The sequence below is a fragment of the Streptomyces sp. NPDC101152 genome, from assembly GCF_044768275.1.
In the GTDB taxonomy this organism is placed as follows: Bacteria; Actinomycetota; Actinomycetes; order Streptomycetales; family Streptomycetaceae; genus Streptomyces.
In genome coordinates this window covers 344,400-364,461 of the sequence record NZ_JBIWPO010000002.1, presented here as the reverse complement: position 1 = coordinate 364,461, position 20,062 = coordinate 344,400, and the positions used below count along the sequence as shown (strand labels likewise).

Genomic DNA, 20,062 nt, shown 5'->3' with positions numbered 1-20,062 from the left:
GCCGCCAGACGACACAAGGCGGCACCCCATGAGGTCTACCGAACCAGACCCCACCGGAAGCCAAGTGCCACGGCGTGCGCCCGGTCCGAAGCGCCGAGCTTCTTGAACAACCGCCGCGCATGCGTCTTCACGGTGTCCTCGGACAGGAACAGCTCCCGCCCGATCTCCGCGTTGGACCGCCCGTGGCTCATCCCCTCGAGCACCTGGATCTCCCGCGCGGTGAGCGTCGGCGCCGCCCCCATCTCGGCGGACCTCAGCCGCCGCGGGGCGAGCCGCCACGTCGGGTCGGCGAGCGCCTGCGTCACGGTCGCGCGCAACTCCGCGCGCGAGGCGTCCTTGTGGAGGTAGCCCCGCGCCCCCGCGGCGACCGCGAGGGCGACGCCGTCCAGGTCCTCGGCGACGGTGAGCATGATGATGCGCGCGCCCGGGTCGGCGGACAGCAGCCGGCGCACGGTCTCGACGCCGCCCAGTCCGGGCATGCGTACGTCCATCAGGATCAGGTCCGAGCGGTCGGCGCCCCAGCGGCGGAGGACTTCCTCGCCGTTGGCCGCGGTCGTCACGCGCTCGACACCGGGCACGGTCGCGACCGCGCGGCGGAGCGCCTCTCGGGCAAGCGGGGAGTCGTCGCAGACGAGGACGGATGTCATGGCCGCCCTCCGCAGCTGATGCACGTCACCTTGAGCCTCCAGGCTGGTACGAAATCGTCACCTGTGCGGTCGACCGTCTCGGACACTAGCCCGAGCACTTCCTGTTTCAACCGCCTCCGCACTCTCAACGACGGTCACTCGAAAGAGTTACGGGGCCGTGTGCCATCTTCGGCACTCTACGTGAGGAGGCGGACACGGTGCAGACACGCGAGGCCGACCCACAACGTTTCATCACAACCGATGCCCCATTCAGCCCCTTTTCTTCCCATGTACTGGTGTCTGAGGCTAGATTCGCAATGAGTCATATTTTCATCTCCTTAGATCGTAGATGTACGGTCGTGGGCACCGTATCCGCTCAGAACGGCTGCAAGGGGTCACGTAATGGCAGATTTCTCCCGCCTTCCCGGACCGAACGCGGACCTGTGGGACTGGCAGCTCCTGGCCGCCTGTCGCGGGGTGGACAGCTCGCTCTTCTTCCATCCGGAGGGCGAGCGGGGCGCGGCCCGGAGCGCTCGCGAGAACTCGGCCAAGGAGGTCTGCATGAGGTGCCCGGTGCGCGCGCAGTGCGCGGCGCACGCGCTGACGGTGAGAGAACCGTACGGCGTGTGGGGCGGCCTGACCGAGGACGAGCGCGAAGAGCTCATGGGGCGGGCGCGGAACCGGCTGGTATCGGCGATGGCCGCCGGCGGGGACAGCGCCTCGAACAATTGAAGGAACGTTTCAGCATTCACCGATGACGGGCACGCGCACGCGTGCCCGTCCTTTTCTCCCCCGCCTTCCCTACCGCGCGGCGGCCCGCGCGAGTTGTTCCAGGGTCGCCGCGACCGCCGGCACCTGCGCCAGGTCCGGCAGGGTCAGCGCCACGATCCGCCGCCGTACGGCCGGCTCCAGCCGCAACACGCGCGCGTGGCGCGGCCGTGCGGACTCGATGGCGAGCTGGGGCAGGACGGCGACCCCCAGACCGGCGCCGACGAGGCCGACCACGGCCGGGTAGTCGTCGGTCGCGAAGTCGATCCGGGGGGTGAACCCGGCGTCCTCGCACACCTCCACCAACTGCCCCCGGCAGCGCGGACACCCGGCGATCCAGGGCTCGTCGGCGAGCTCGCCGATGGCCACGGAACCGGCCCCGGCGAGCCGGTGCCGCTCGGGCACGAGTCCGACCAACCGGTCGGTCAGCAGCGGCCGTACGACGAGGTCGTCCCACTCCTCGGCGCCCCCAGCGCCCTCGTAGCGGAAGGCGAGCGCCACGTCGCACTCGCCCTCGCGCAGCATCTCCACCGACGCGGGCGGTTCGGCCTCCTCCAGGAAGACGCGGGTACCGGGATGCGCGGCGCGCAGGGCCGCGAGGGCGGTGGGCACGAGCGTGGAACTGCCACTGGGGAACGACACGAGCCGTACACGCCCGGCGCGCAGTCCCGCGATGGCGGCGACCTCCTCCTCGGCGGCGGTGAGCCCGGCGAGGATGGTGCCGGCGTGCCGCACGAGCGCCTCGCCCGCCTGGGTGAGCCGCATCTCGCGGCCGCTGCGGACCAGCAGCGGCGTGCCCACGGACGTCTCCAGGGCCTTCATCTGCTGGCTGACGGCGGGCTGGGTGCAGCCCAGCGCACGCCCCGCCGCCGAGAAGGAGCCGCCGACGGCGACGGCGCGCAGGACACGGAGATGACGGGCCTCGATCACCCTCCGAGAATAAGCGAGGCTTTGGTACACCGCCGAATAATGCGTCGACGCTTTGGTGTGCGGTCACTACCGTCTCCGGCATGAGGCTTCTGTCGGTGAACCTGGGCAGCGCGAAGGCCGTGCCGTACACGGACAACCCGGAGGGGGTGACCGGCATCGACAAGCGGCCGGTGGGGGGACCGGTGCGGGTGGCCGCGCCCGGGCCGAAGGGGATCGGCGGGAGCGGGCTGGCGGGGGACGCGGTCTGCAAGCGGCAGCACCACGGCGGGAACGACCAGGCCGTGTACGCGATGGCGCGCGAGGATCTGGACGACTGGGAGCGGGAGTTGGCCCGCCAGCTGCCGAACGGCTCCTTCGGCGAGAACCTCACCACCGAGGGTCTGGACATCTCTGGCGCGCTGATCGGCGAACGCTGGCGGATCGGCCGCGAGGTGGTCCTGGAGGTCACCTGCGGGCGGATTCCGTGCGGCACCTTTCAGGGCCATCTGGGTGAGAAGCGCTGGGTGAAGCGGTTCACGGCGAAGGGGGCGCCGGGGGCGTACCTGCGGGTGGTCGAGCCGGGCGAGATCCGTGCCGGCGACCCGGTCGAGGTGGTCCACCGTCCCGACCACGACGTGACCGTGGCGCTCCAGTTCCGGGCGACGACCACGGCGCGGGAACTACTGCCGCGCCTGCTGCCGGCCGGGGAGGCACTGCATCCGGAGGCCCTGAGGGCGGCCCGCGAGTACCTGGCGAAGTACGGTCCTGCGCAGCCCTCGGCGGGCACCCTCTGACAGTCGTCCGACAGCCGTCCTGACGGCCCGCGTGAGCCCTCTCCCCAGGGCCTTCACCACCGTCGGGCCGTGTGCAGAGATCGGATGCGCGCCCTCCGGCTCACTACCCTTGGGCCATGACAACGGCTCTGATTACGGGATCGACCGCGGGCATCGGCGCCGCCTTCGCGCGGCGGCTGGCGGCGGACGGGCACAACCTGGTGCTCGTCGCCCGCGACACGAAGCGGCTCACGGAACAGGCGACGGAGCTCCACGACCGGCACGCCGTCGAGGCGGAGGTCCTGACGGCGGACCTGTCCACCGACGACGGAATCGACACGGTCGCCGCCCGCCTCGGCGACCGCCGGAACCCCGTCGACCTGCTGATCAACAACGCGGGCTTCGGCAACAAGGGCCACTTCCTCGACGTCCCGATGGCCGACGAGCTGAAGATGCTCAAGGTGCACTGCGAGGCGGTGCTCCGGCTGACGGCGACGGCGACGGAGGCGATGCGCGAGCGCGGCCGCGGCGGGGTCGTCAACGTCGCGTCGGTGGCGGCCTTCGTCCCCCGGGGCACGTACGGCGCGTCCAAGGCGTGGGTCGTGCAGTTCACGCAGGGCGCGGCGAAGGACCTGGCCGGAAGCGGAGTGCGCCTGATGGCCCTCTGTCCGGGCTTCGTCCGCACCGAGTTCCACGAGCGGGCCGGGATGGGCACGGACAACATCCCCGGCTGGATGTGGCTCGACGCGGACAAACTGGTCGCGGCGGCACTCGGCGACCTGGCCCGGGGCAAGTCCCTCTCGATTCCGGACCCCCGCTACAAGGCCCTGATGGGGATCGTGAAGGTGACGCCGAGGGCGCTGCTGGGCGGGATCACCTCGCGGACGGGGCGGAAGTACGGGCCGCAGTAGGGCTCCGGCATGGCCCGATGACGCCGGCGGGCAGAGAATGGGGGTGTTCAACCGGACCCGAGTGGCCGGAGGCACCACCATGACCTTCGTTCAGATCATCGACTGCAGGACCAGCCGTTTCGACGACATGAACCGGCTGATGGACACATGGGTCGAGCAGACCAGGGGGAAGCGGACGGCGACGCACGCGGTGGTGGGGAAGGACCACGCGGACGCGTCGCACTTCATCGAGATCGTGGAGTTCCCGTCGTACGAGGAGGCGATGCGGAACTCGAACATGCCGGAGACGGACAGGATCTTCCAGGAGATGGTGGCTCTCTGCGAGGAGATGCCGACGTTCACGGACCTGGACGTGGTGCGGGACGACCAGTTGAACGCGGCCACCGCGCGGCGCTTCTTCGACACGATGGCCGGCCGGGGCGAGCTGCCCCCGCTCAACGACCTGTTCGACGAGGACTACCACGATCACGATCCCGCCAACGAGCAGGACACCATCGGCATGGACGCCGTGCGGCGCGAGATGGAGATGTGGCGCGGCGGCTTCGCCATGACGTTCACCATCGAGGACCAGATCTGCGAAGGCGACCGCGTGTGCACGCGGTGGACCGGGAACGCGACCCACAAGGGCGAGTTCATGGGGATCCCGGCCAGCGGGCGGAAGGTCGTCATGACCGGCACGACCGTCTTCCGGTTCGGTGAGCACGGGAAGATCGTCGAGGGCTGGTGGCAGTACGACCGGCTGGGGCTGATGGCGCAGTTGGGCGCGCTGGACGCGCTGGAGCAGTAGCGGCACGCCGAAGGCCCGGCACCCCGAGGGGTGCCGGGCCTTCGTGCTGACGTACGTCAGTGGGAGTGACCGTGGCCGTGGCCCGCGGCCGCCGGCTCCTCCTCTTCCTTCTTCTCGACGACCAGGGTCTCGGTCGTCAGGAGGAGGGAGGCGATGGAGGCGGCGTTCTCCAGGGCGGAGCGGGTGACCTTGACCGGGTCGATGACGCCGGCCTTGACCAGGTCGCCGTACTCGCCGGTCGCGGCGTTGAAGCCCTGGCCCTTGTCGAGCTCGGCGACCTTGGAGGTGATGACGTAGCCCTCGAGGCCCGCGTTCTCGGCGATCCAGCGCAGCGGCTCGACGACCGCGCGGCGCACGACGGCGACACCGGTGGCCTCGTCGCCGGTCTTGCCGAGGCCGCCCTCGAGCACCTTGGCGGCGTGGACCAGAGCGGAGCCACCACCGGAGACGATGCCCTCCTCGACCGCGGCGCGGGTCGCGGAGATGGCGTCCTCCAGACGGTGCTTCTTCTCCTTCAGCTCCACCTCGGTGGCGGCGCCGACCTTGATCACGCACACGCCGCCGGCCAGCTTCGCGAGGCGCTCCTGGAGCTTCTCGCGGTCCCAGTCGGAGTCGGTGTTCTCGATCTCGGCCTTGATCTGGGCGACGCGGCCCTGGACGTCCGCGGAGTTGCCGGCGCCGTCCACGATGGTGGTGTCGTCCTTGGTGACGGTGACGCGGCGGGCGGAGCCCAGCACGTCCAGGCCGACCTGGTCGAGCTTGAGGCCGACCTCCTCGGAGATGACCGTGGCGCCGGTGAGGACCGCCATGTCCTGCAGCATCGCCTTGCGGCGGTCGCCGAAGCCGGGGGCCTTGACCGCGACCGCGTTGAAGGTGCCGCGGATCTTGTTGACGACCAGCGTGGAGAGGGCCTCGCCCTCGACGTCCTCGGCGATGATCAGCAGCGGCTTGGAGGAGTTGGCCTGGATGACCTTCTCCAGCAGCGGCAGCAGGTCGGCGATCGAGGAGATCTTGCCCTGCGTGATGAGGATGTAGGGCTCGTCGAGGACGGCCTCCATGCGCTCCTGGTCCGTCACGAAGTACGGCGACAGGTAGCCCTTGTCGAAGGCCATGCCCTCGGTGAAGTCCAGCTCCAGACCGAAGGTGTTGGACTCCTCGACGGTGATGACACCGTCCTTGCCGACCTTGTCCATCGCCTCGGCGATGAGCTCGCCGACCTGCTGGTCCTGGGCGGACAGCGCGGCGACGGCGGCGATGTCGGACTTCTCGTCGATCGGGCGGGCCGAGGCGAGCAGGTCGTCCGAGACGGCCTTGACCGCGGCGTCGATGCCCTTCTTCAGGGCGGCCGGGGAGGCGCCGGCGGCGACGTTCTTCAGGCCCTCGCGGACCAGCGCCTGGGCGAGCACGGTGGCGGTGGTGGTGCCGTCACCCGCGATGTCGTTGGTCTTGGTCGCCACCTCCTTCACCAGCTGGGCGCCGAGGTTCTCGTACGGGTCCTCGACCTCGACCTCGCGGGCGATGGTGACACCGTCGTTGGTGATGGTGGGCGCGCCGAACTTCTTGTCGATGACGACGTTGCGGCCCTTGGGGCCGATCGTCACCTTGACCGTGTCGGCCAGCTTGTTGACGCCGCGCTCGAGGGCGCGACGGGCGTCCTCGTCGAACTTCAGGATCTTCGCCATGACAGCGGGAGCCCTCTCGGAATCTGTGGGTTCAAAAAGACACTGCGCCCCGGGCGCCCGGCTTCTGTGTGGTCGCGGGGGCCAGGGGCGCAGCTGGAAGCAGAAAGGTGCTTCGAGGTGGGGTTACTTCTCGATGATCGCGAGCACGTCGCGAGCCGAGAGGACGAGGTACTCCTCGCCGTTGTACTTCACCTCGGTGCCGCCGTACTTGCTGTACAGCACGATGTCGCCGGTCTTGACGTCGAGCGGCAGGCGCTCGCCGTTCTCGAAGCGGCCCGGGCCCACGGCCAGGACGACGCCCTCCTGGGGCTTCTCCTTGGCGGTGTCCGGGATGACCAGGCCAGAGGCGGTGGTCTGCTCGGCGTCGAGCGGCTGGACCACGATGCGGTCCTCGAGCGGCTTGATGGCAACCTTGGAGCTGGTGGTCGTCACGATCCGACCTCCCCCTTCGGAGATCTCACGGGGTTAACTGTCTGAGGTGGCGACCAGGTGGATCCGTCGTCGCGGGTGCCGGACCTGCCCGTCGCGTGGTTGGCACTCTCATCTGCCGAGTGCCAGAGCCGAGACTATGACCGCGATTAGCACTCGGTCAAGCGGACTGCTAATTCGACGCGCTGACCGCTCCGGATTCGCCCGTCGGCGCCGGTCAGAGATAGTCCTCCAGACGGCCCACCGTCAGCCCCCGTTCCTCCACCTTCGCCAGCAGCCCCGACGTCCGCCGGGTGAGGGACGGGCCCCTTCCGTCGTCCGGGGCGACGGAGACGATGTCGCCCGGGCACAGACGGTGGACGCCGTGCCGGTAGGTCAGGCGGCCCGCGGCTGTCATCGTCGCGCGCCACAGGACCAGTGCCGTCACCCCACAGTCGGCGGCCGCGCGGAGCGTGTCGGTGTCGTACGCGCCGTGGGGCGGGCGGAGCAGGCGGGAGGGGAGTCCGCCTCGCCGGCCGCAGATCCCGGCGCGCCGGCGGGCGTGGGGCAGGCCGCGCAGGGCGGTGCGGGCCGGCCGGGGGCGCGCGGGGTGACCGTTGCCCGCGTCGGCCGGGAACACGCTGACCGGCAGCCGGAGTTCGCGGACCATGGCGCCGAAGCGCGGGTCCCGCTCGGCGGTGTCGTCGTAGGTGAGGAAGACGACCGGGTCGTGGGTGGGGACGCGGGTGACCACCGGCGGCAGAGCGGTGCCCGTCGGGCGGGGAGCCGGGGCGGGGGTGGGTCTCGGGGCGCGGGGCAGCGGGGCCGGGAGGCCCCAGCGGCGGTACGACCGCACGGGGCGGGCCGCGTACACGTGCGGCCGTACCTCCTGGGCCGCCTTCCGGCCGAGCCGTTCGATGGGGTCGACGGACTGGGCGCAGCCGGTGAGGAGGGCCAGAGCCAGGGCGGCGGCCGCCAGGGGGCGGACCCTCACAGGTAGTCCTCCAGGCGGGCCACCGCGTATCCCTCGGCGGTGACCCTGTTCAGGAAGCGCCGCATGTCGTCGACCATCGTGCCCTTCCATTCGTCACGGCCCCGGAAGTGGGTCAGCACGATGTCGCCGGGGTGCAGGTCCTGGTCGTCCTCGCGGAACTCCCAGTGGTCGACGTAGACCTCCTCGTCCCAGATCGGGGCGTACCTGATGCCGCAGGACTTCGCGGCCCGCAGGGTGTCCTGGTTGTAGTTGCCGTACGGCGGCCGGAAGACGGTCGGCGCCCTGCCGAACTCCTTCTTCATGATCTGCTGCATGCCGCAGATCTCGTGCCGCTGCTCCGCGTACGACAGCCCTGGCAGGTAGGGGTGGGTGAGGGTGTGGTTGTTGAGCGTGACCCCCTCGGACTGCATCCTGCGGAAGTACCCGTAGTCGTTCTTGATCAGGAAGTTGGTGAGGAACGCGGTGTAGGGGATCTTCAGGTCGCTCATCATCCGCAGGAACGCCGGGTCCTTCTCGGCGCCGTCGTCGATGGTGAGGAAGACGACCTTCTGCCGGGTGGGCACGGTGGTGAACACCGGCGGGAGGCCCAGCTCCTCCTGCTCGTCCACCTCGAAGCCCTTGCGGGCGGTGATCCTGGGCTTGGTGACCGGTGCCGGCGGGGCCATGAGGGGCACCTGCCGCAGCCCCCAGTGCCGCGCGGCGAGGGCCCGTGCGGCGCGGGCCGCGCGCAGCTTCGTGGCGTACGAGTCCAGGGCCCGGGCCTCGGCCGCCTTGGTGGGCTGCTGGCCGTGGGCGGGGTCCACGTCGGGGCCGGAGCCCGTCGCGCAGCCGGAGGCGATGGCGGCGACGGCGAGCACGGCGATTCCGCCACGGACTCGCAACCTCCGGGACGCCCCGTTTTTATCGTTTTGTCCTACTACTCGCATGGTGCCGGATCCTCCCAGGCCGGAAACCCGATCCCGGGCCGACACCGCGTGCGCGGGCGCACCGTCCACCGACTGGCCCACAATGACCCGGTGAACGACCTCGCCCTCCTCCTCACCCCTGAAGGCAGCGCCCTCCTCGACGAGGTGCGCGGCACCGCCCCGGCCGACGAGCTCGCCGTGGCCACGCGGCTGCGCCGCGAGCACCCCGCCGACCTGGTCTCGGCGGCCCTCGGGCAGGCACGGCTGCGGCAGCGGGCGGCGGCGAAGTTCGGCGCCGAGGACGCGCAGCGGATGTTCTTCACGCCGAACGGGGTGGAGCAGTCGACGCGGGCGAGTGTGGCGGCATACCGGGCGGAGTGCTTCCGGGCCCTGGGGGTACGGTCGGTCGCCGACCTGTGCTGCGGGATCGGCGGGGACGCGATCGCGCTCGCCCGGGCCGGGATCAGGGTGCTGGCCGTCGACCGGGACCCGCTCACGGTGACCGTGGCGCGGGCGAACGCCCGGGCGCTGGGGCTGGCGGACCTGATCGAGGTGCGGGAGGCCGACGTCACGGAGGTGGACACGGCCGGCCACGACGCCGTGTTCGTCGACCCGGCGCGGCGGGGCGGCCGCGGCCGGATCTTCGACCCGGAGGCCTACTCGCCGCCGCTGTCCTGGGCGGTCGAGGCGGCCCGCAAGGCGTCACTGGCGGCCGCCCTGAAGGTCGCCCCCGGCATCCCGCACGAGGCCGTACCCGAGGACGCCGAGGCCGAGTGGGTCTCGGACGGCGGGGACGTCAAGGAAGCGGTGCTGTGGTTCGGGACGCGGCCCGGAGCCGTCCGGGCCACCCTGCTGCCGGGTCCGCGCACCTTGCTCGGCAAGGGACTCCCCGACCCGGCGGTCCGCCCCGTGGGCCGTTACCTGTACGAACCAGACGGCGCCGTCATCCGCGCCCATCTGGTCGCCGAGGTGGCCGAGGAGCTGGACGGCGGGCTGGTCGACGCCACCATCGCGTACGTCACCTCCGACGCCCTCCTCCCCACCCCGTACGCCACCGCCTACGAGATCACCGGCCAACTCCCCTTCAACGTGAAGAAGTTGAAGGCGCTGCTGCGGGAACGCGAGGTCGGGACGCTGACCGTGAAGAAGCGCGGGTCGGCCGTGGAGCCGGAGGAACTCCGCAAGAAGGTCAAGCCGAGCGGCCCCCACTCGGCGACCGTGTTCCTGACCCGGGTGGCCGGTGCCCCGACGATGCTCCTCGGGCACCCCGCCTGATCAGGAGGACTCCCCCGCCCGCCGCAGCAGCAGCTCCCGCTCGCGTTCGTTGCGGGTCAGTTCCGCCGCGCGGGCGAACTCGGCGCGCGCCTCCGTCGTACGCCCCAGCCGCTCCAGCAGGTCGCCGCGCACGCTGGGGAGCAGGTGGTAGTCGCTGAGGGCGGGCTCCGCGGCGAGGGCGTCGACGATCGCCAGGCCCTCGGCCGGCCCCTGCGCCATCGACACGGCGACCGCGCGGTTGAGTTCCACGACCGGCGAGGGGGCCCGGGCGGCGAGCAGGCCGTACAGGGTGGCGATGGACGCCCAGTCGGTCTCCTCGTAGGTGTAAGCGTGCGCGTGGCAGGCGGCGATGGCGGCCTGGAGGGCGTAGGGGCCCGGAGCGCCGGATGGGGGTCCCCCCGCTCGAGCGGAGCCGAGAGTGGAGGAGGCGGCCTCGGCGCGGTGCAGGGCCGCGATGCCGCGGGCGATGAGCATACGGTTCCAGCGGCGCCGGTTCTGGTCCCTCAGCAGCACGGGCTCGCCGTCCGGGCCGGTGCGGGCGGCGGCGCGGGAGGCCTGGAACTCCAGCAGGGAGGTCAGGGCGTGCACCTCCGGCTCCTTCGGCATCAGCGACGACAGCACGCGGGCCAGCCGCAGCGCGTCCTCGCACAGCCCCGGGCGCAGCCAGTCGTCGCCGGCCGTGGCGGCGTACCCCTCGTTGAAGATCAGGTAGATGACGTCGAGGACCGAGCCCAGCCGGGCCTCGCGCTCCGGCCCGTACGGCACCTCGAAGGCGGCGTTCCTCGTGGCGAGGGTGCGTTTGGCGCGGACGATGCGCTGGGCGACGGTCGGTTCGGGGACGAGGAAGGCGCGGGCGATCTCGGCCGTGGTCAGGCCGCCGAGCAGGCGCAGGGTGAGGGCGGTGCGCGCCGCGGCGGACAGGACGGGGTGGCAGGCGGTGAAGACCAGGCGCAGCAGGTCGTCGTCGATGTCCTCGGGGTCGGCGGGCTCCTCCGGCTGCGCGGCCGTCTCCAGGTCGCGGCCGATCTCCGCCAGCTTGCGGGCGTAGTTCTCCCGGCGCCGGATCAGGTCGACGGCGCGGTGGCGGGCGGTGGCCATGAGCCAGGCGCCCGGGTTGTCCGGCACCCCGTCTCGCGGCCACTGCTCGAGCGCGGCGACCAGCGCGTCCTGGGCGAGTTCCTCCGCGATGCCCACGTCTCGGACGATGCGGGTGACGCCGGCGATGATGCGCGGGGACTGCAGGCGGAAGACGGTCTCGATGGCGTGCGCCGAGGGGTCCGGCGGGGTGACGGGGGTGGGCTGCGGTTCCACAACCCACCATCGAACACCCCGCACGGGCACGAGCCAAGAACTCTCAGCCCTCGGCGATCTCCCGCACCTCGCAGGTCACGGTCCAGTAGTCCTCGTGGACCTTCACGAACCGCTTGGTCCACTCGACGGCCTCGTCGAGGTCCTTGCACTGGGTGATGGCGTAGCCGCCGATCACCTCCTTGGACTCCGTGAACGGCCCGTCGGTGACGGTGAGTTCGCCGCCCTCCCAGTGCACCCGCTTGCCCTGGCTGTGCGGGGTCAGCCCGGCGGTGTCCAGCATGACGCCGGCCTTGGTGATCTCCTCGATCAGCTCCCCCATCCGCTGCATCAGCTCGGGGCTCGGGCCCTCGGGCGGTGCGGTGGTCTCGTCGACGCGGACGATCGACAGGTAGCGCGGCATGGTGACTCCTCGGTGGGTCGCGGGCCGGGTCCTTCCCGGCCTCTCACCAGTGCGTCGATCGAGGGACGGGCGGATCGACAGGCGCGCCGGAAATCCTCGAAGTTTTTTTCCGGCGGCGAGGTCAGCGCAGCGAGGCCCACAGTCGGCTCGCCGCCGGTTCCTTCGCCACCACCCGGTTGGCGTCGGAAGGGGCGATGACCACCGGCATCATCACGGTCCTGACGTTCTGCGCGGACAGGCCCTGCACGCTGCGGCCGAAGCTCACCAGTTCGCTGATGGAGTCCAGGCCCGTGTCGGTGGTGAGGCTGCCGGTCAGGGCGTCGGCGACGGAGTAGAGCCGGGCCGGGTCGGTGAGGAGGTTCGTCGAGGAGATCTGTGTCAGCAGGGCTTTGACCAGCTTCTGTTGGAGGCCTATCCGGCCGAGGTCGCTGCCGTCGCCTATGCCGTGCCGGGTGCGGGCGAGGGCGAGGGCCTGCGTGCCGTCGAGGTGGTGGGTGCCGGCCGCGAGGTGCAGGTGGCTGTCGTTGTCGTCGATGTTCTGGTCGGTGGTGACGGTGACCCCGCCCAGCGCGTTCACCAGCTTCGCGAACCCGGCGAAGTCGATCTCGACGTAGTGGTCCATGCGGACGTCGGTGATCGACTCGACCGTCTTGACCGCGCACACCGGGCCGCCCACCTCGTAGGCGCTGTTGAACATCGAGTTGTACGCCACCGCCGTCGACCCGCCCGACTTCAGCGGGCAGGACGGGCGGGTGACGAGCGTGTCGCGCGGGATGCTGACGATCGTCGCCGTCTTCCGGCCCGCGTCGATGTGCACCACCATCGCCGTGTCGGAGCGGGCCCCGGTGCTGCTGCCCCCGCCGAGCGCCTGGTTCTCCTGGCCGCTGCGGGAGTCGGAGCCCAGGACGAGGATGTTCACGGAGCCGGTGGGCAGGGGGGACTCCGAGACCCCGGCGGACGGCGTCCGCACCCCCTCGGCCGGGCGGTCGTCGCCCAGCGCCTGGTTGATGTCGACGCTCTTGATGTTGCTGTCGAGGTGCCAGTACGCCCACCCCGCGGCCCCCGCTCCCAGCACCAGCAGACCCGCCAGGGTGAGGCCGGCGACCTTCAGTACCTTCGATCGCGTCACGGACAGGAACGTACGTCCGAAATATGAGGAGAGTGTTAGCGCTGACCGCGCGAGACGGCTTTCTTCGGAAAATCTCAGGTTTCCTCAGCCCAGGGTCACCGTCGGGAGTCGGGCCGGACCTTCGAAAGTTTCGGCCGGGTAACCGATTGACTTCGGGTCATCCGCTAAGCCGCCGGGGGCGCTCCCGTGCTGCTGCGCACCACCAGGCTCGTCGCCAGCTCCACCCGCGTCGCCACCGGCGCCTGGTCCTCCCGCCCCAGGTCCAGCACCAGCTTGGCCGCCGCCTCGGCCATCTCCGTCAGCGGCTGCCGGACGGTCGTCAGCGGCGGCCCCACCCAGCGGGCGACCGGCAGATCGTCGAAGCCGACCACGCTCAGGTCCTCCGGGATGCGCAGCCCGAGCTCGCGGGCGGCCTCGTACAGGCCGAGGGCCTGGAGGTCGTTGAGGGCGAAGACGGCGGTGGGCCGCTCCGGGCGGCGCAGCAGCTCAAGGCCCTGGCGGTAGCCGGCCTCGTGGTGGAAGTCGCCGGACGCGACGAGCGAGGGGTCGACCGGGAGCCCGGCGGTCTCCAGGGCCGCGCGGTAGCCGTCCACGCGGGCGCGGCTGCACATCATGCGGGACGGACCCGTTATGGCGCCGATACGGGTGTGGCCGAGTTCGACGAGGTGCCGGGTGGCGGCGAGGCCGCCCTGCCAGTTGGTGGCGCCGATGGAGGGGACGTCGACGCCCGGGTCGCCCGCCGGGTCCATCACCACGAACGGGATGGAACGGCTGGTCAGCAGCGCCCGCTGGGACTCGTCGAGGCCGGAGAGGACCAGGATCACCCCGTGCGGCCTGCGGGCGGCGACCTGGTCCGCCCAGGTCCGCCCCGGGGTCAGCCGCCCGGCGCTCTCACTCAGCACGACGCTCAGCCCGGCGTCCCGGGCCACGTTCTCCACGCCCCGGATGACCTCCATCGCCCAGGCGCTCTCCAGCTCGTGGAAGACCAGGTCGATGAGCGGCGACCGGCTGGCCTCCGCCCGCCTGCGCCGGTAGCCGTGCGCGCGCAGCAGTTCCTCCACGCGCCCGCGGGTGGCCGGGGCGACGTCGGCCCGGCCGTTGAGGACCTTCGAAACTGTCGGCGCGGACACGCCGGCCTCGCGGGCGATCTCGGCGAGGGTCGCGGTCTGCGAGGACCGGCCTGTCGTCGGGCTTGTCGTCCGCGTCTCAACGGGCTCCGGAGGCGTCATGGCGGCGATCGTATCCCTGCGCCCCCTCTTGACGAACCCTTGCGACCGGCCTAGGTTCCCGGAACATTCGAGATGAAAAGCGAAACATTCGTGAGAGGGCTCGTCCCGACTCGACCAGAGCAGGAGTTTCATGACCACCGCGCCTTGGCGTGACCCCGCCCTGCCCGCCGCCTCCCGCGTCGACGACCTCCTCTCCCGGATGACCCTGGAGGAGAAGACCGCCCAGCTCTACGGCGTGTGGGTGGGCGCCGCCACGGACGGCGACGGAGTCGCCCCGCTGCAGTCCGAGATGACCGCCGACTATGACTGGGACGAACTGATCACCCACGGCCTCGGCCAGCTCACCCGCTCCTACGGCACCGCCCCCGTGGACCCGGCGCTGGGCGCGCAGGCACTGGCCCGCGCCCAGCGCCGTATCGCGGCGGCGGGCCGCTTCGGCATCCCCGCCGTCGCCCACGAGGAGTGCCTGGCCGGCTTCACGGCCTGGGGCGCCACCGCCTACCCGGTGCCGCTGGCCTGGGGAGCGAGCTTCGACGCGGGCCTGGTCGAGGAGATGGCCCGCGCCATCGGACGTGACCTGCGGGCCGCCGGCGTGCACCAGGGGCTGGCGCCGGTCCTGGACGTCGTACGCGATCCGCGGTGGGGACGGGTCGAGGAGACGATCGGCGAGGACCCGTACCTGGTGGGCACGATCGGGGCGGCCTATGTGCGGGGCCTGGAGTCCGCGGGTGTGGTCGCGACGCTCAAGCACTTCGCCGGGTACGCGTCCTCCGCCGGGGCCCGCAATCTCGCGCCGGTGCGGGCGGGCGTGCGGGAGTTCGCGGACATCACACTGCCGCCCTTCGAGTTCGCGCTGCGCGAGGGCGGGGCGCGGTCGGTGATGGCCGCGTACAACGACACGGACGGTGTCCCGGCCTCCGCGGACCCCGGGCTGCTGACCGAACTCCTGCGGGAGCTCTGGGGGTTCACGGGGACGGTGGTCGCGGACTACTTCGGCATCGGGTTCCTCGAGACCCTGCACCGGGTCGCGGGCTCCCCCGCCGAGGCGGCGCACGCGGCGCTGGAGGCCGGCATCGACGTGGAGCTCCCGACGCTCAAGTGTTACGGCAGGCCGCTGCTCGACGCGGTGCGGGCGGGAGACGTCCCCGAGGCGCTGGTCGACCGCGCGGCCCGCCGGGTGCTGCTGCAGAAGTGCGAGCTGGGCCTGCTGGACGAGGACTGGGATCCGGAACCCAAGGAACCCCTGAACCTCGACTCGGCCGCGAACCGAACGCTGGCCCGCCGGCTGGCCGAGGAGTCGGTGGTCCTGCTGGACAACCCCGACGGCCTGCTGCCGCTGGCCCCCGACACCCGGGTCGCGGTGGTCGGCCCGCGCGCCGCCGACGCCCTCGCCATGCTCGGCTGCTACTCCTTCCCCTCCCACGTCCTGCCCCGGCACCCCGAGGTGCCGATGGGCATCGACATCCCCACCGTCCTCGACTCGCTGCGCACCGAACTTCCGGACGCCAAGGTGACGTTCGCCGAGGGCTGCGGGGTGTCGGACCCCGACACCTCCGGCTTCGAGGAGGCGGTGGCGCGGGCCGCGGAGGCGGACGTGTGCGTGGCGGTCCTGGGCGACCGGGCGGGCCTGTTCGGCCGGGGCACGTCGGGCGAGGGCTGCGACGTGACCGACCTGCGCCTGCCCGGCGTCCAGGGCGAACTGCTGGACGCCCTGGTGTCGACGGGCGTCCCCGTGATCCTCGTCCTCCTGACCGGCCGCCCGTACGCGCTGGGCCGCTGGCACGGACGCCTGGGCGCGGTCGTCCAGGCGTTCTTCCCGGGGGAGGAGGGCGGCCCGGCGGTGGCGGGCGTGCTGTCGGGCCGCGTCAACCCCTCGGGCCGCCTCCCGGTCAGCGTCCCGCAGGTACCGGGCGGCCAGCCCTGGACCTACCTCCAGCCCCCGCTGGGCCTCGCGGACGAGGTCAGCAACCTGGACCCGACCCCGCTGTACCCCTTCGGCCACGGCCGCTCGTACACGACGTTCACCTGGGAGTCCGACTCCACGGGCGCGGAGATCACGACGGACGGCTCGTACGACCTCTCGGCGACCGTCCGCAACACCGGCGACCGGCCCGGCACCGAGGTCGTCCAGCTCTACCTGCACGACCCGGTGGCAAGCGTGACCCGCCCGGACGTACGCCTGATCGGCTACCAACGCCTGGACCTGGCCCCCGGCGAGTCGACCCGCGTGACCTTCCACTTCCACGCGGACCTGTCCGCCTTCACGAACCGCACCGGCACCAGGGTGGTCGAACCGGGCGCCCTGGAACTACGCCTGGCGGCATCGAGCGCGGACGTACGCCACACGGCCCACCTGACCCTCACGGGACCGGTCCGCGAACTCGGCCCCGACCGGCGACTGACGTGCGAGACGGAGGCCCGGAAGCTGAACTGACGGTCAGTCCTCCCGCACCGACTCGAACCGCCACCGATGCACCGCCCGGCTGACCAACTCCCCCTCCGGCTCGGGGAGTTCGGGGAGTTCGGCGTCGTACGGGGCGTCCCACCACGTGATGACGAGGACCCGGTCCTGCGGGGCCCGGAAGGTCTCCCGGCGTACGGGCGGAACCGGCAGCTCCTGGGCCCGTGCCCAGGCGAGCAGTTCCGCGCCGCGGCCCTCGGCCGCCCGGGCCTCCCACATCAGGGCGACCGTCACGAGTAGAGGTTCTCCTTGCTGACCTCGTGGACGTGGTCGTGCCCGGGGACGTGCGGGTCCGTCACCGGCAGGGAGGAGTCCGCCGACAGGTCCCAGCCGGAGGCGGCGCGGTTGCGCGCGACCATCTCCGCGCCGAGTGCCGCCACCATCGCCCCGTTGTCCGTGCACAGCTTCGGCCGCGGCACCCGGAGCCGGATCCCGGCCGCCTCGCACCGCTCCTGGGCCAGCGCCCGCAGCCGGGAGTTGGCGGCGACGCCACCGCCGATCATCAGATGGTCGACGCCCTCGTCCTTGCAGGCCCGTACGGCCTTGCGGGTCAGCACGTCGACGACCGCCTCCTGGAAGGAGGCCGCCACGTCCCGCACCGGCACCTCCTCCCCCGCGGCCCGCTTCGCCTCGATCCAGCGGGCGACCGCCGTCTTCAGGCCGGAGAAGGAGAAGTCGTACGCCGCGTCGCGCGGGCCGGTCAGGCCGCGCGGGAACGCGATCGCCTCCGGGTCGCCCTCGCGTGCGTACCGGTCGATGACCGGACCGCCCGGGAAACCGAGGTCCAGCACGCGCGCGATCTTGTCGAAGGCCTCGCCCGCCGCGTCGTCGATGGTCGAGCCGAGGGGGCGTACGTCGGCGGTGATGTCCGTCGACAGCAGCAGGGACGAGTGGCCACCGGACACCAGCAGCGCCATCGTCGGCTCGGGCAGCGCGCCGTGTTCGAGCTGGTCGACGCAGATGTGCGAGGCGAGGTGGTTGACGCCGTAGAGGGGCTTGCCCAGCGCGTAGGCGTACGCCTTCGCCGCCGACACGCCGACCAGCAGGGCGCCGGCGAGGCCGGGGCCGGCGGTGACCGCGACGCCGTCCAGGTCCCGGGCGCTCACCCCCGCCTCCTTCAGCGCGCGGTCGATCGTCGGCACCATCGCCTCGAGGTGGGCGCGGGAGGCGACCTCGGGGACGACACCGCCGAAGCGGGCGTGCTCGTCGACGCTGGAGGCGATGGCGTCGGCCAGCAGGGTGGTGCCGCGCACGATGCCGACGCCGGTCTCGTCGCAGGAGGTCTCGATCCCCAGGACCAGGGGTTCGTCAGCCATGGATCTCGGTTCCTTGTTCGGAGGTTGGACCGGCGGCGGGGCCGCTGTCGGAGGGCGCGGTCAGGCGCATCACGAGGGCGTCCACGTTGCCCGGCTGGTAGTAGCCGCGCCGGAACCCGATGGCCTCGAAGCCGAAGCGCTCGTACAGCTTCTGCGCGCGGATGTTGTCGATGCGGCACTCCAGCATGACCTCACCGCACTCGAAGGCGGTGGCGGCCCGGAGCAGCTCGGCGAGCAGACGCCCGCCGAGGCCGGTGCCCCAGTGGTCGCTCGCGACCGCGATGGTCTGGATGTCGGCGAGGTCCCCGGAGGCGGCGAGGCCCGCGTAGCCGACGATCCGGTCACCGGCCTCGGCGACCACGTAACGGCGGGTCGCCTCGGCTCCGCGCGCGTGGGCGAGCTCGGACCAGAACATGCCCCGGGACCAGGTGTCCTCCGGGAACAGCTCCTTCTCCAGCTCCAGCACGGGATCGATGTCCCACCAGCGCATCTCGCGCAGTCGAGGAGTCACGGCGTCGGTCACTTGGGGGTGACCACCTTGTAGTTCTTGGGCACCTGGGCGTCCGGCCGGCGCAGGTACAACGGCCGGGGCGCCGGCAGCTCCTCACCCTTGGCGAGCCTCTCCGCCGCGAGGGAGGCCATCGCCGCCGCCGAGACGTGCTCGGGCTCGTGCGTGCCGGGGAAGGTGTCCGGGTACAGCAGCGCGCCCGCGCCGACGGCCGGCAGCCCGGCCACCTCGTCCGCGATGTCGGCGGGCCGGTCGACGGCCGGGTCGGTCAGCCGCGTGCGGGAGTCCGCGTACCTGGCCCAGTAGACCTCCTTGCGGCGGGCGTCGGTCGCCACGACGAAGGGGCCCGTCTCGATGTCGGCCGCGTAGGCCAGCCCGTCGAGCGTGCACACGCCGTGCACGGGGACACCGAGGACGAGCCCGAAGGTGTCCGCGGTCATCAGACCGACCCGCAGCCCGGTGTACGGGCCGGGTCCGATCCCGACGACGACGCCGGTCACGGCGTCGAGCCGGAGCCCGGCCTCGGCGAGCACCCGGTCGACGGCCGGCAGCAGCAGCTCCCCGTGCCGGCGCGCGTCGACCTGGGTCGACGAGGCGATGACGCCCGTCCCGTCGTGCAGGGCGACGGTCACGGCGGGGGTGGCGGTATCCAGAGCGAGCAAGAGCACGCAAACAGCGTACGGCGGATTGGGATGCGGCATTGCCGCCCGGGTCGGGGGCGGGGTGGCTGCTACGGTCGCCGCAAGTGCGGCGTACGAGGCGATGGGTCAGGTGGGCGACGGTGGCAAAGGGCAGCTCCGGATTCGTGTTCGGCCTCACCGCGGCGGCCGTGGCGAGTGTCGGTTTCCTCGCCTACCAGGCCTCCGCGACCGTCCCGGCGGGCCTCGGCAAGCCGCGGCCGACGGCCTCGGCCAGGGCGGCCGCCGACAAGGCGACCCGCGAGGCGAGGAACCCCGCCGCCCTGCCCGCCGGGACCGGTAGGGGTGAACGGGTCGTGTACGCGGTGGACCGCGCCCGGGTATGGCTGGTCGACGGACACGAGCGGGTCACCCGTACGTTCACGGTCACCCCGGGCAGCATCGACCCGGTGCCCGGCACCTACCCGGTCACCTCCCGCTCCAACTCGGTCACCGGCACCGACGGCACCCCCATCGAGCACGTCGTCCGCTTCACGGCCGTGGACGGCGTGGCCGTCGGCTTCAGCGCGGCGGTGGGCCAGCGCAAGCCCACGGCCGACGCGGAGGTCCGCACCGGCGGCATCCGCGAGTCCCGCGCGGACGGCGACGCGATGTGGCAGTTCGCAACGATCGGCGTGAAGGTGGTCGTGATCCGCTAGGCGACCTCAGGCCGCGTCGCGGTGCGGTACGGGGGGCCGCAGGGTCCCCGGGTCCGGCAGGCCCGGCGGGGTGGAGATCGCGGTCGCCGCGGCGCACGACGCCAGCAGATCCCGCATGGACACCCCCGACACCCCGGGCGCCCCGGGCGCCCCGGGCACCTCGGGCACCTCGGGCACCTCGGGCACCTCGCGCGGCAGCGTCTCCGCTCGCTGCGCGACCGATCGTTCCGTGGCCGACATGGACGCCTCCTGAGGACCGGGGGCGGGCGTGGTTAGGTAGACCTAACCACGAGCTGGATACCATGTGACCACGGACAAGAGCCTGAGCGCAACA

The 20,062-nt window shown here is 72.0% G+C and carries 22 protein-coding genes; 7 read left to right on the top strand and 15 right to left on the bottom strand.

All coding sequences use genetic code 11. The features are described 5' to 3' along the window. Window positions 1–35: 35 nt before the first annotated feature. Entirely contained in the window at window positions 36–647 is a 612-nt protein-coding gene (locus tag ACIRVK_RS04340) for a response regulator transcription factor (RefSeq protein WP_003948568.1), read from the bottom strand. A gap of 381 nt (window positions 648–1,028) precedes the next feature. On the opposite strand from ACIRVK_RS04340, the gene ACIRVK_RS04335 reads away from it, so the two are divergent. Continuing rightward, window positions 1,029–1,358 (top strand): WhiB family transcriptional regulator, encoded by a 330-nt coding sequence (locus tag ACIRVK_RS04335; protein WP_404243772.1) that lies wholly within the window; start codon window positions 1,029–1,031, stop codon window positions 1,356–1,358. Between the two features lie 69 nt (window positions 1,359–1,427). Here ACIRVK_RS04335 and ACIRVK_RS04330 read toward each other — a convergent pair whose 3' ends face one another. Further along, complete coding sequence (locus ACIRVK_RS04330) at window positions 1,428–2,324, bottom strand: LysR family transcriptional regulator (RefSeq protein WP_404243770.1); 897 nt, start codon at window positions 2,322–2,324, stop codon at window positions 1,428–1,430. Window positions 2,325–2,404: 80 nt separating this feature from the next. Here ACIRVK_RS04330 and ACIRVK_RS04325 point away from each other — a divergent pair, with 80 nt between their 5' ends. From ACIRVK_RS04325 to ACIRVK_RS04315, 3 genes are all read left to right on the top strand, one after another. Next, window positions 2,405–3,097: an MOSC domain-containing protein gene (locus ACIRVK_RS04325; RefSeq protein WP_404243768.1), complete on the top strand. Its 693-nt coding sequence runs from the start codon at window positions 2,405–2,407 to the stop codon at window positions 3,095–3,097. Between the two features lie 116 nt (window positions 3,098–3,213). Continuing rightward, entirely contained in the window at window positions 3,214–3,987 is a 774-nt protein-coding gene (locus ACIRVK_RS04320; protein WP_404243766.1) for an SDR family NAD(P)-dependent oxidoreductase, read from the top strand. 79 nt (window positions 3,988–4,066) lie between these two features. Then, the gene (locus ACIRVK_RS04315; protein WP_404243764.1) at window positions 4,067–4,774 is read left to right on the top strand and encodes an ester cyclase; all 708 of its coding nucleotides are present in this window, start codon (window positions 4,067–4,069) and stop codon (window positions 4,772–4,774) included. A 56-nt stretch (window positions 4,775–4,830) separates the two neighbouring features. Here ACIRVK_RS04315 and groL read toward each other — a convergent pair whose 3' ends face one another. From groL to ACIRVK_RS04295, 4 genes are all read right to left on the bottom strand, one after another. Continuing rightward, on the bottom strand, window positions 4,831–6,456 hold the full coding sequence (groL, locus tag ACIRVK_RS04310) for a chaperonin GroEL (protein ID WP_404243762.1): 1,626 nt from the start codon (window positions 6,454–6,456) through the stop codon (window positions 4,831–4,833). A gap of 123 nt (window positions 6,457–6,579) precedes the next feature. Then, complete coding sequence (gene groES / locus ACIRVK_RS04305) at window positions 6,580–6,888, bottom strand: co-chaperone GroES (protein WP_003998759.1); 309 nt, start codon at window positions 6,886–6,888, stop codon at window positions 6,580–6,582. 214 nt (window positions 6,889–7,102) lie between these two features. Next, a complete protein-coding gene (locus tag ACIRVK_RS04300; protein WP_404243760.1) occupies window positions 7,103–7,858 on the bottom strand; it encodes a hypothetical protein in 756 nt (251 codons plus the stop codon). Next, the gene (locus ACIRVK_RS04295) at window positions 7,855–8,784 is read right to left on the bottom strand and encodes a polysaccharide deacetylase family protein (RefSeq protein ID WP_404243913.1); all 930 of its coding nucleotides are present in this window, start codon (window positions 8,782–8,784) and stop codon (window positions 7,855–7,857) included. The genes ACIRVK_RS04300 and ACIRVK_RS04295 overlap by 4 nt, the downstream gene beginning before the upstream one ends. A 90-nt stretch (window positions 8,785–8,874) precedes the next feature. On the opposite strand from ACIRVK_RS04295, the gene ACIRVK_RS04290 reads away from it, so the two are divergent. Then, window positions 8,875–10,038, top strand: coding sequence for a methyltransferase domain-containing protein (locus tag ACIRVK_RS04290; protein ID WP_404243758.1), 1,164 nt, complete (start codon window positions 8,875–8,877; stop codon window positions 10,036–10,038). Here the strand turns inward: ACIRVK_RS04290 and ACIRVK_RS04285 are convergent, their stop codons facing one another. The 4 genes from ACIRVK_RS04285 to ACIRVK_RS04270 all read right to left on the bottom strand — a co-directional run bounded on the left by ACIRVK_RS04285 (window position 10,039) and on the right by ACIRVK_RS04270 (window position 14,107). Continuing rightward, window positions 10,039–11,349, bottom strand: a complete 1,311-nt coding sequence (locus tag ACIRVK_RS04285; RefSeq protein WP_404243756.1) for an RNA polymerase sigma factor — start codon at window positions 11,347–11,349, stop codon at window positions 10,039–10,041. Between the two features lie 43 nt (window positions 11,350–11,392). Continuing rightward, window positions 11,393–11,749 carry a YciI family protein gene (locus ACIRVK_RS04280; protein WP_404243754.1) on the bottom strand — a complete coding sequence of 119 codons (357 nt, stop codon included), beginning with the start codon at window positions 11,747–11,749 and terminating at the stop codon, window positions 11,393–11,395. 121 nt (window positions 11,750–11,870) lie between these two features. After that, entirely contained in the window at window positions 11,871–12,878 is a 1,008-nt protein-coding gene (locus tag ACIRVK_RS04275) for an LCP family protein (protein WP_404243752.1), read from the bottom strand. 164 nt (window positions 12,879–13,042) lie between these two features. After that, entirely contained in the window at window positions 13,043–14,107 is a 1,065-nt protein-coding gene (locus tag ACIRVK_RS04270) for a LacI family DNA-binding transcriptional regulator (protein WP_404243750.1), read from the bottom strand. 130 nt (window positions 14,108–14,237) lie between these two features. Here ACIRVK_RS04270 and ACIRVK_RS04265 point away from each other — a divergent pair, with 130 nt between their 5' ends. Next, entirely contained in the window at window positions 14,238–16,541 is a 2,304-nt protein-coding gene (locus ACIRVK_RS04265) for a glycoside hydrolase family 3 N-terminal domain-containing protein (protein ID WP_404243748.1), read from the top strand. Window positions 16,542–16,544: 3 nt separating this feature from the next. On the opposite strand, the gene ACIRVK_RS04260 is transcribed toward ACIRVK_RS04265, so the two are convergent. Genes ACIRVK_RS04260 through tsaB form a run of 4 tightly spaced genes read right to left on the bottom strand, consistent with a single transcriptional unit; the run spans window position 16,545 to window position 19,060 of the window. Continuing rightward, window positions 16,545–16,802, bottom strand: a complete 258-nt coding sequence (locus ACIRVK_RS04260) for a hypothetical protein (RefSeq protein ID WP_404243746.1) — start codon at window positions 16,800–16,802, stop codon at window positions 16,545–16,547. Next, complete coding sequence (gene tsaD / locus ACIRVK_RS04255; RefSeq protein WP_404243744.1) at window positions 16,799–17,884, bottom strand: tRNA (adenosine(37)-N6)-threonylcarbamoyltransferase complex transferase subunit TsaD; 1,086 nt, start codon at window positions 17,882–17,884, stop codon at window positions 16,799–16,801. Before tsaD ends, ACIRVK_RS04260 begins: the two co-directional genes overlap by 4 nt. After that, window positions 17,877–18,407 carry a ribosomal protein S18-alanine N-acetyltransferase gene (rimI, locus tag ACIRVK_RS04250; RefSeq protein WP_404243742.1) on the bottom strand — a complete coding sequence of 177 codons (531 nt, stop codon included), beginning with the start codon at window positions 18,405–18,407 and terminating at the stop codon, window positions 17,877–17,879. Before rimI ends, tsaD begins: the two co-directional genes overlap by 8 nt. Continuing rightward, entirely contained in the window at window positions 18,404–19,060 is a 657-nt protein-coding gene (tsaB, locus tag ACIRVK_RS04245) for a tRNA (adenosine(37)-N6)-threonylcarbamoyltransferase complex dimerization subunit type 1 TsaB (protein WP_404243740.1), read from the bottom strand. Before tsaB ends, rimI begins: the two co-directional genes overlap by 4 nt. Before the next feature lie 113 nt (window positions 19,061–19,173). Between tsaB and ACIRVK_RS04240 the strand changes: the two genes are divergently transcribed. Next, window positions 19,174–19,728, top strand: a complete 555-nt coding sequence (locus tag ACIRVK_RS04240) for a hypothetical protein (protein ID WP_404243738.1) — start codon at window positions 19,174–19,176, stop codon at window positions 19,726–19,728. A 6-nt stretch (window positions 19,729–19,734) separates the two neighbouring features. On the opposite strand, the gene ACIRVK_RS04235 is transcribed toward ACIRVK_RS04240, so the two are convergent. Next, a complete protein-coding gene (locus ACIRVK_RS04235; protein WP_404243736.1) occupies window positions 19,735–19,968 on the bottom strand; it encodes a hypothetical protein in 234 nt (77 codons plus the stop codon). Between the last annotated feature and the right edge of the window lie 94 nt (window positions 19,969–20,062).

What these genes read in the sequence shown, in the direction of transcription:
- ACIRVK_RS04340 (WP_003948568.1), bottom strand. Translation starts at nt 647, where the DNA reads ATGACATCCGTCCTCGTCTGCGACGACTCCCCGCTTGCCCGAGAGGCG.
- ACIRVK_RS04335 (WP_404243772.1), top strand. Translation starts at nt 1,029, where the DNA reads ATGGCAGATTTCTCCCGCCTTCCCGGACCGAACGCGGACCTGTGGGAC.
- ACIRVK_RS04325 (WP_404243768.1), top strand. Translation starts at nt 2,405, where the DNA reads ATGAGGCTTCTGTCGGTGAACCTGGGCAGCGCGAAGGCCGTGCCGTAC.
- ACIRVK_RS04320 (WP_404243766.1), top strand. Translation starts at nt 3,214, where the DNA reads ATGACAACGGCTCTGATTACGGGATCGACCGCGGGCATCGGCGCCGCC.
- ACIRVK_RS04315 (WP_404243764.1), top strand. Translation starts at nt 4,067, where the DNA reads ATGACCTTCGTTCAGATCATCGACTGCAGGACCAGCCGTTTCGACGAC.
- groL (WP_404243762.1), bottom strand. Translation starts at nt 6,456, where the DNA reads ATGGCGAAGATCCTGAAGTTCGACGAGGACGCCCGTCGCGCCCTCGAG.
- ACIRVK_RS04295 (WP_404243913.1), bottom strand. Translation starts at nt 8,784, where the DNA reads ATGCGAGTAGTAGGACAAAACGATAAAAACGGGGCGTCCCGGAGGTTG.
- ACIRVK_RS04280 (WP_404243754.1), bottom strand. Translation starts at nt 11,749, where the DNA reads ATGCCGCGCTACCTGTCGATCGTCCGCGTCGACGAGACCACCGCACCG.
- ACIRVK_RS04270 (WP_404243750.1), bottom strand. Translation starts at nt 14,107, where the DNA reads ATGACGCCTCCGGAGCCCGTTGAGACGCGGACGACAAGCCCGACGACA.
- ACIRVK_RS04265 (WP_404243748.1), top strand. Translation starts at nt 14,238, where the DNA reads ATGACCACCGCGCCTTGGCGTGACCCCGCCCTGCCCGCCGCCTCCCGC.
- tsaD (WP_404243744.1), bottom strand. Translation starts at nt 17,884, where the DNA reads ATGGCTGACGAACCCCTGGTCCTGGGGATCGAGACCTCCTGCGACGAG.
- ACIRVK_RS04235 (WP_404243736.1), bottom strand. Translation starts at nt 19,968, where the DNA reads ATGTCGGCCACGGAACGATCGGTCGCGCAGCGAGCGGAGACGCTGCCG.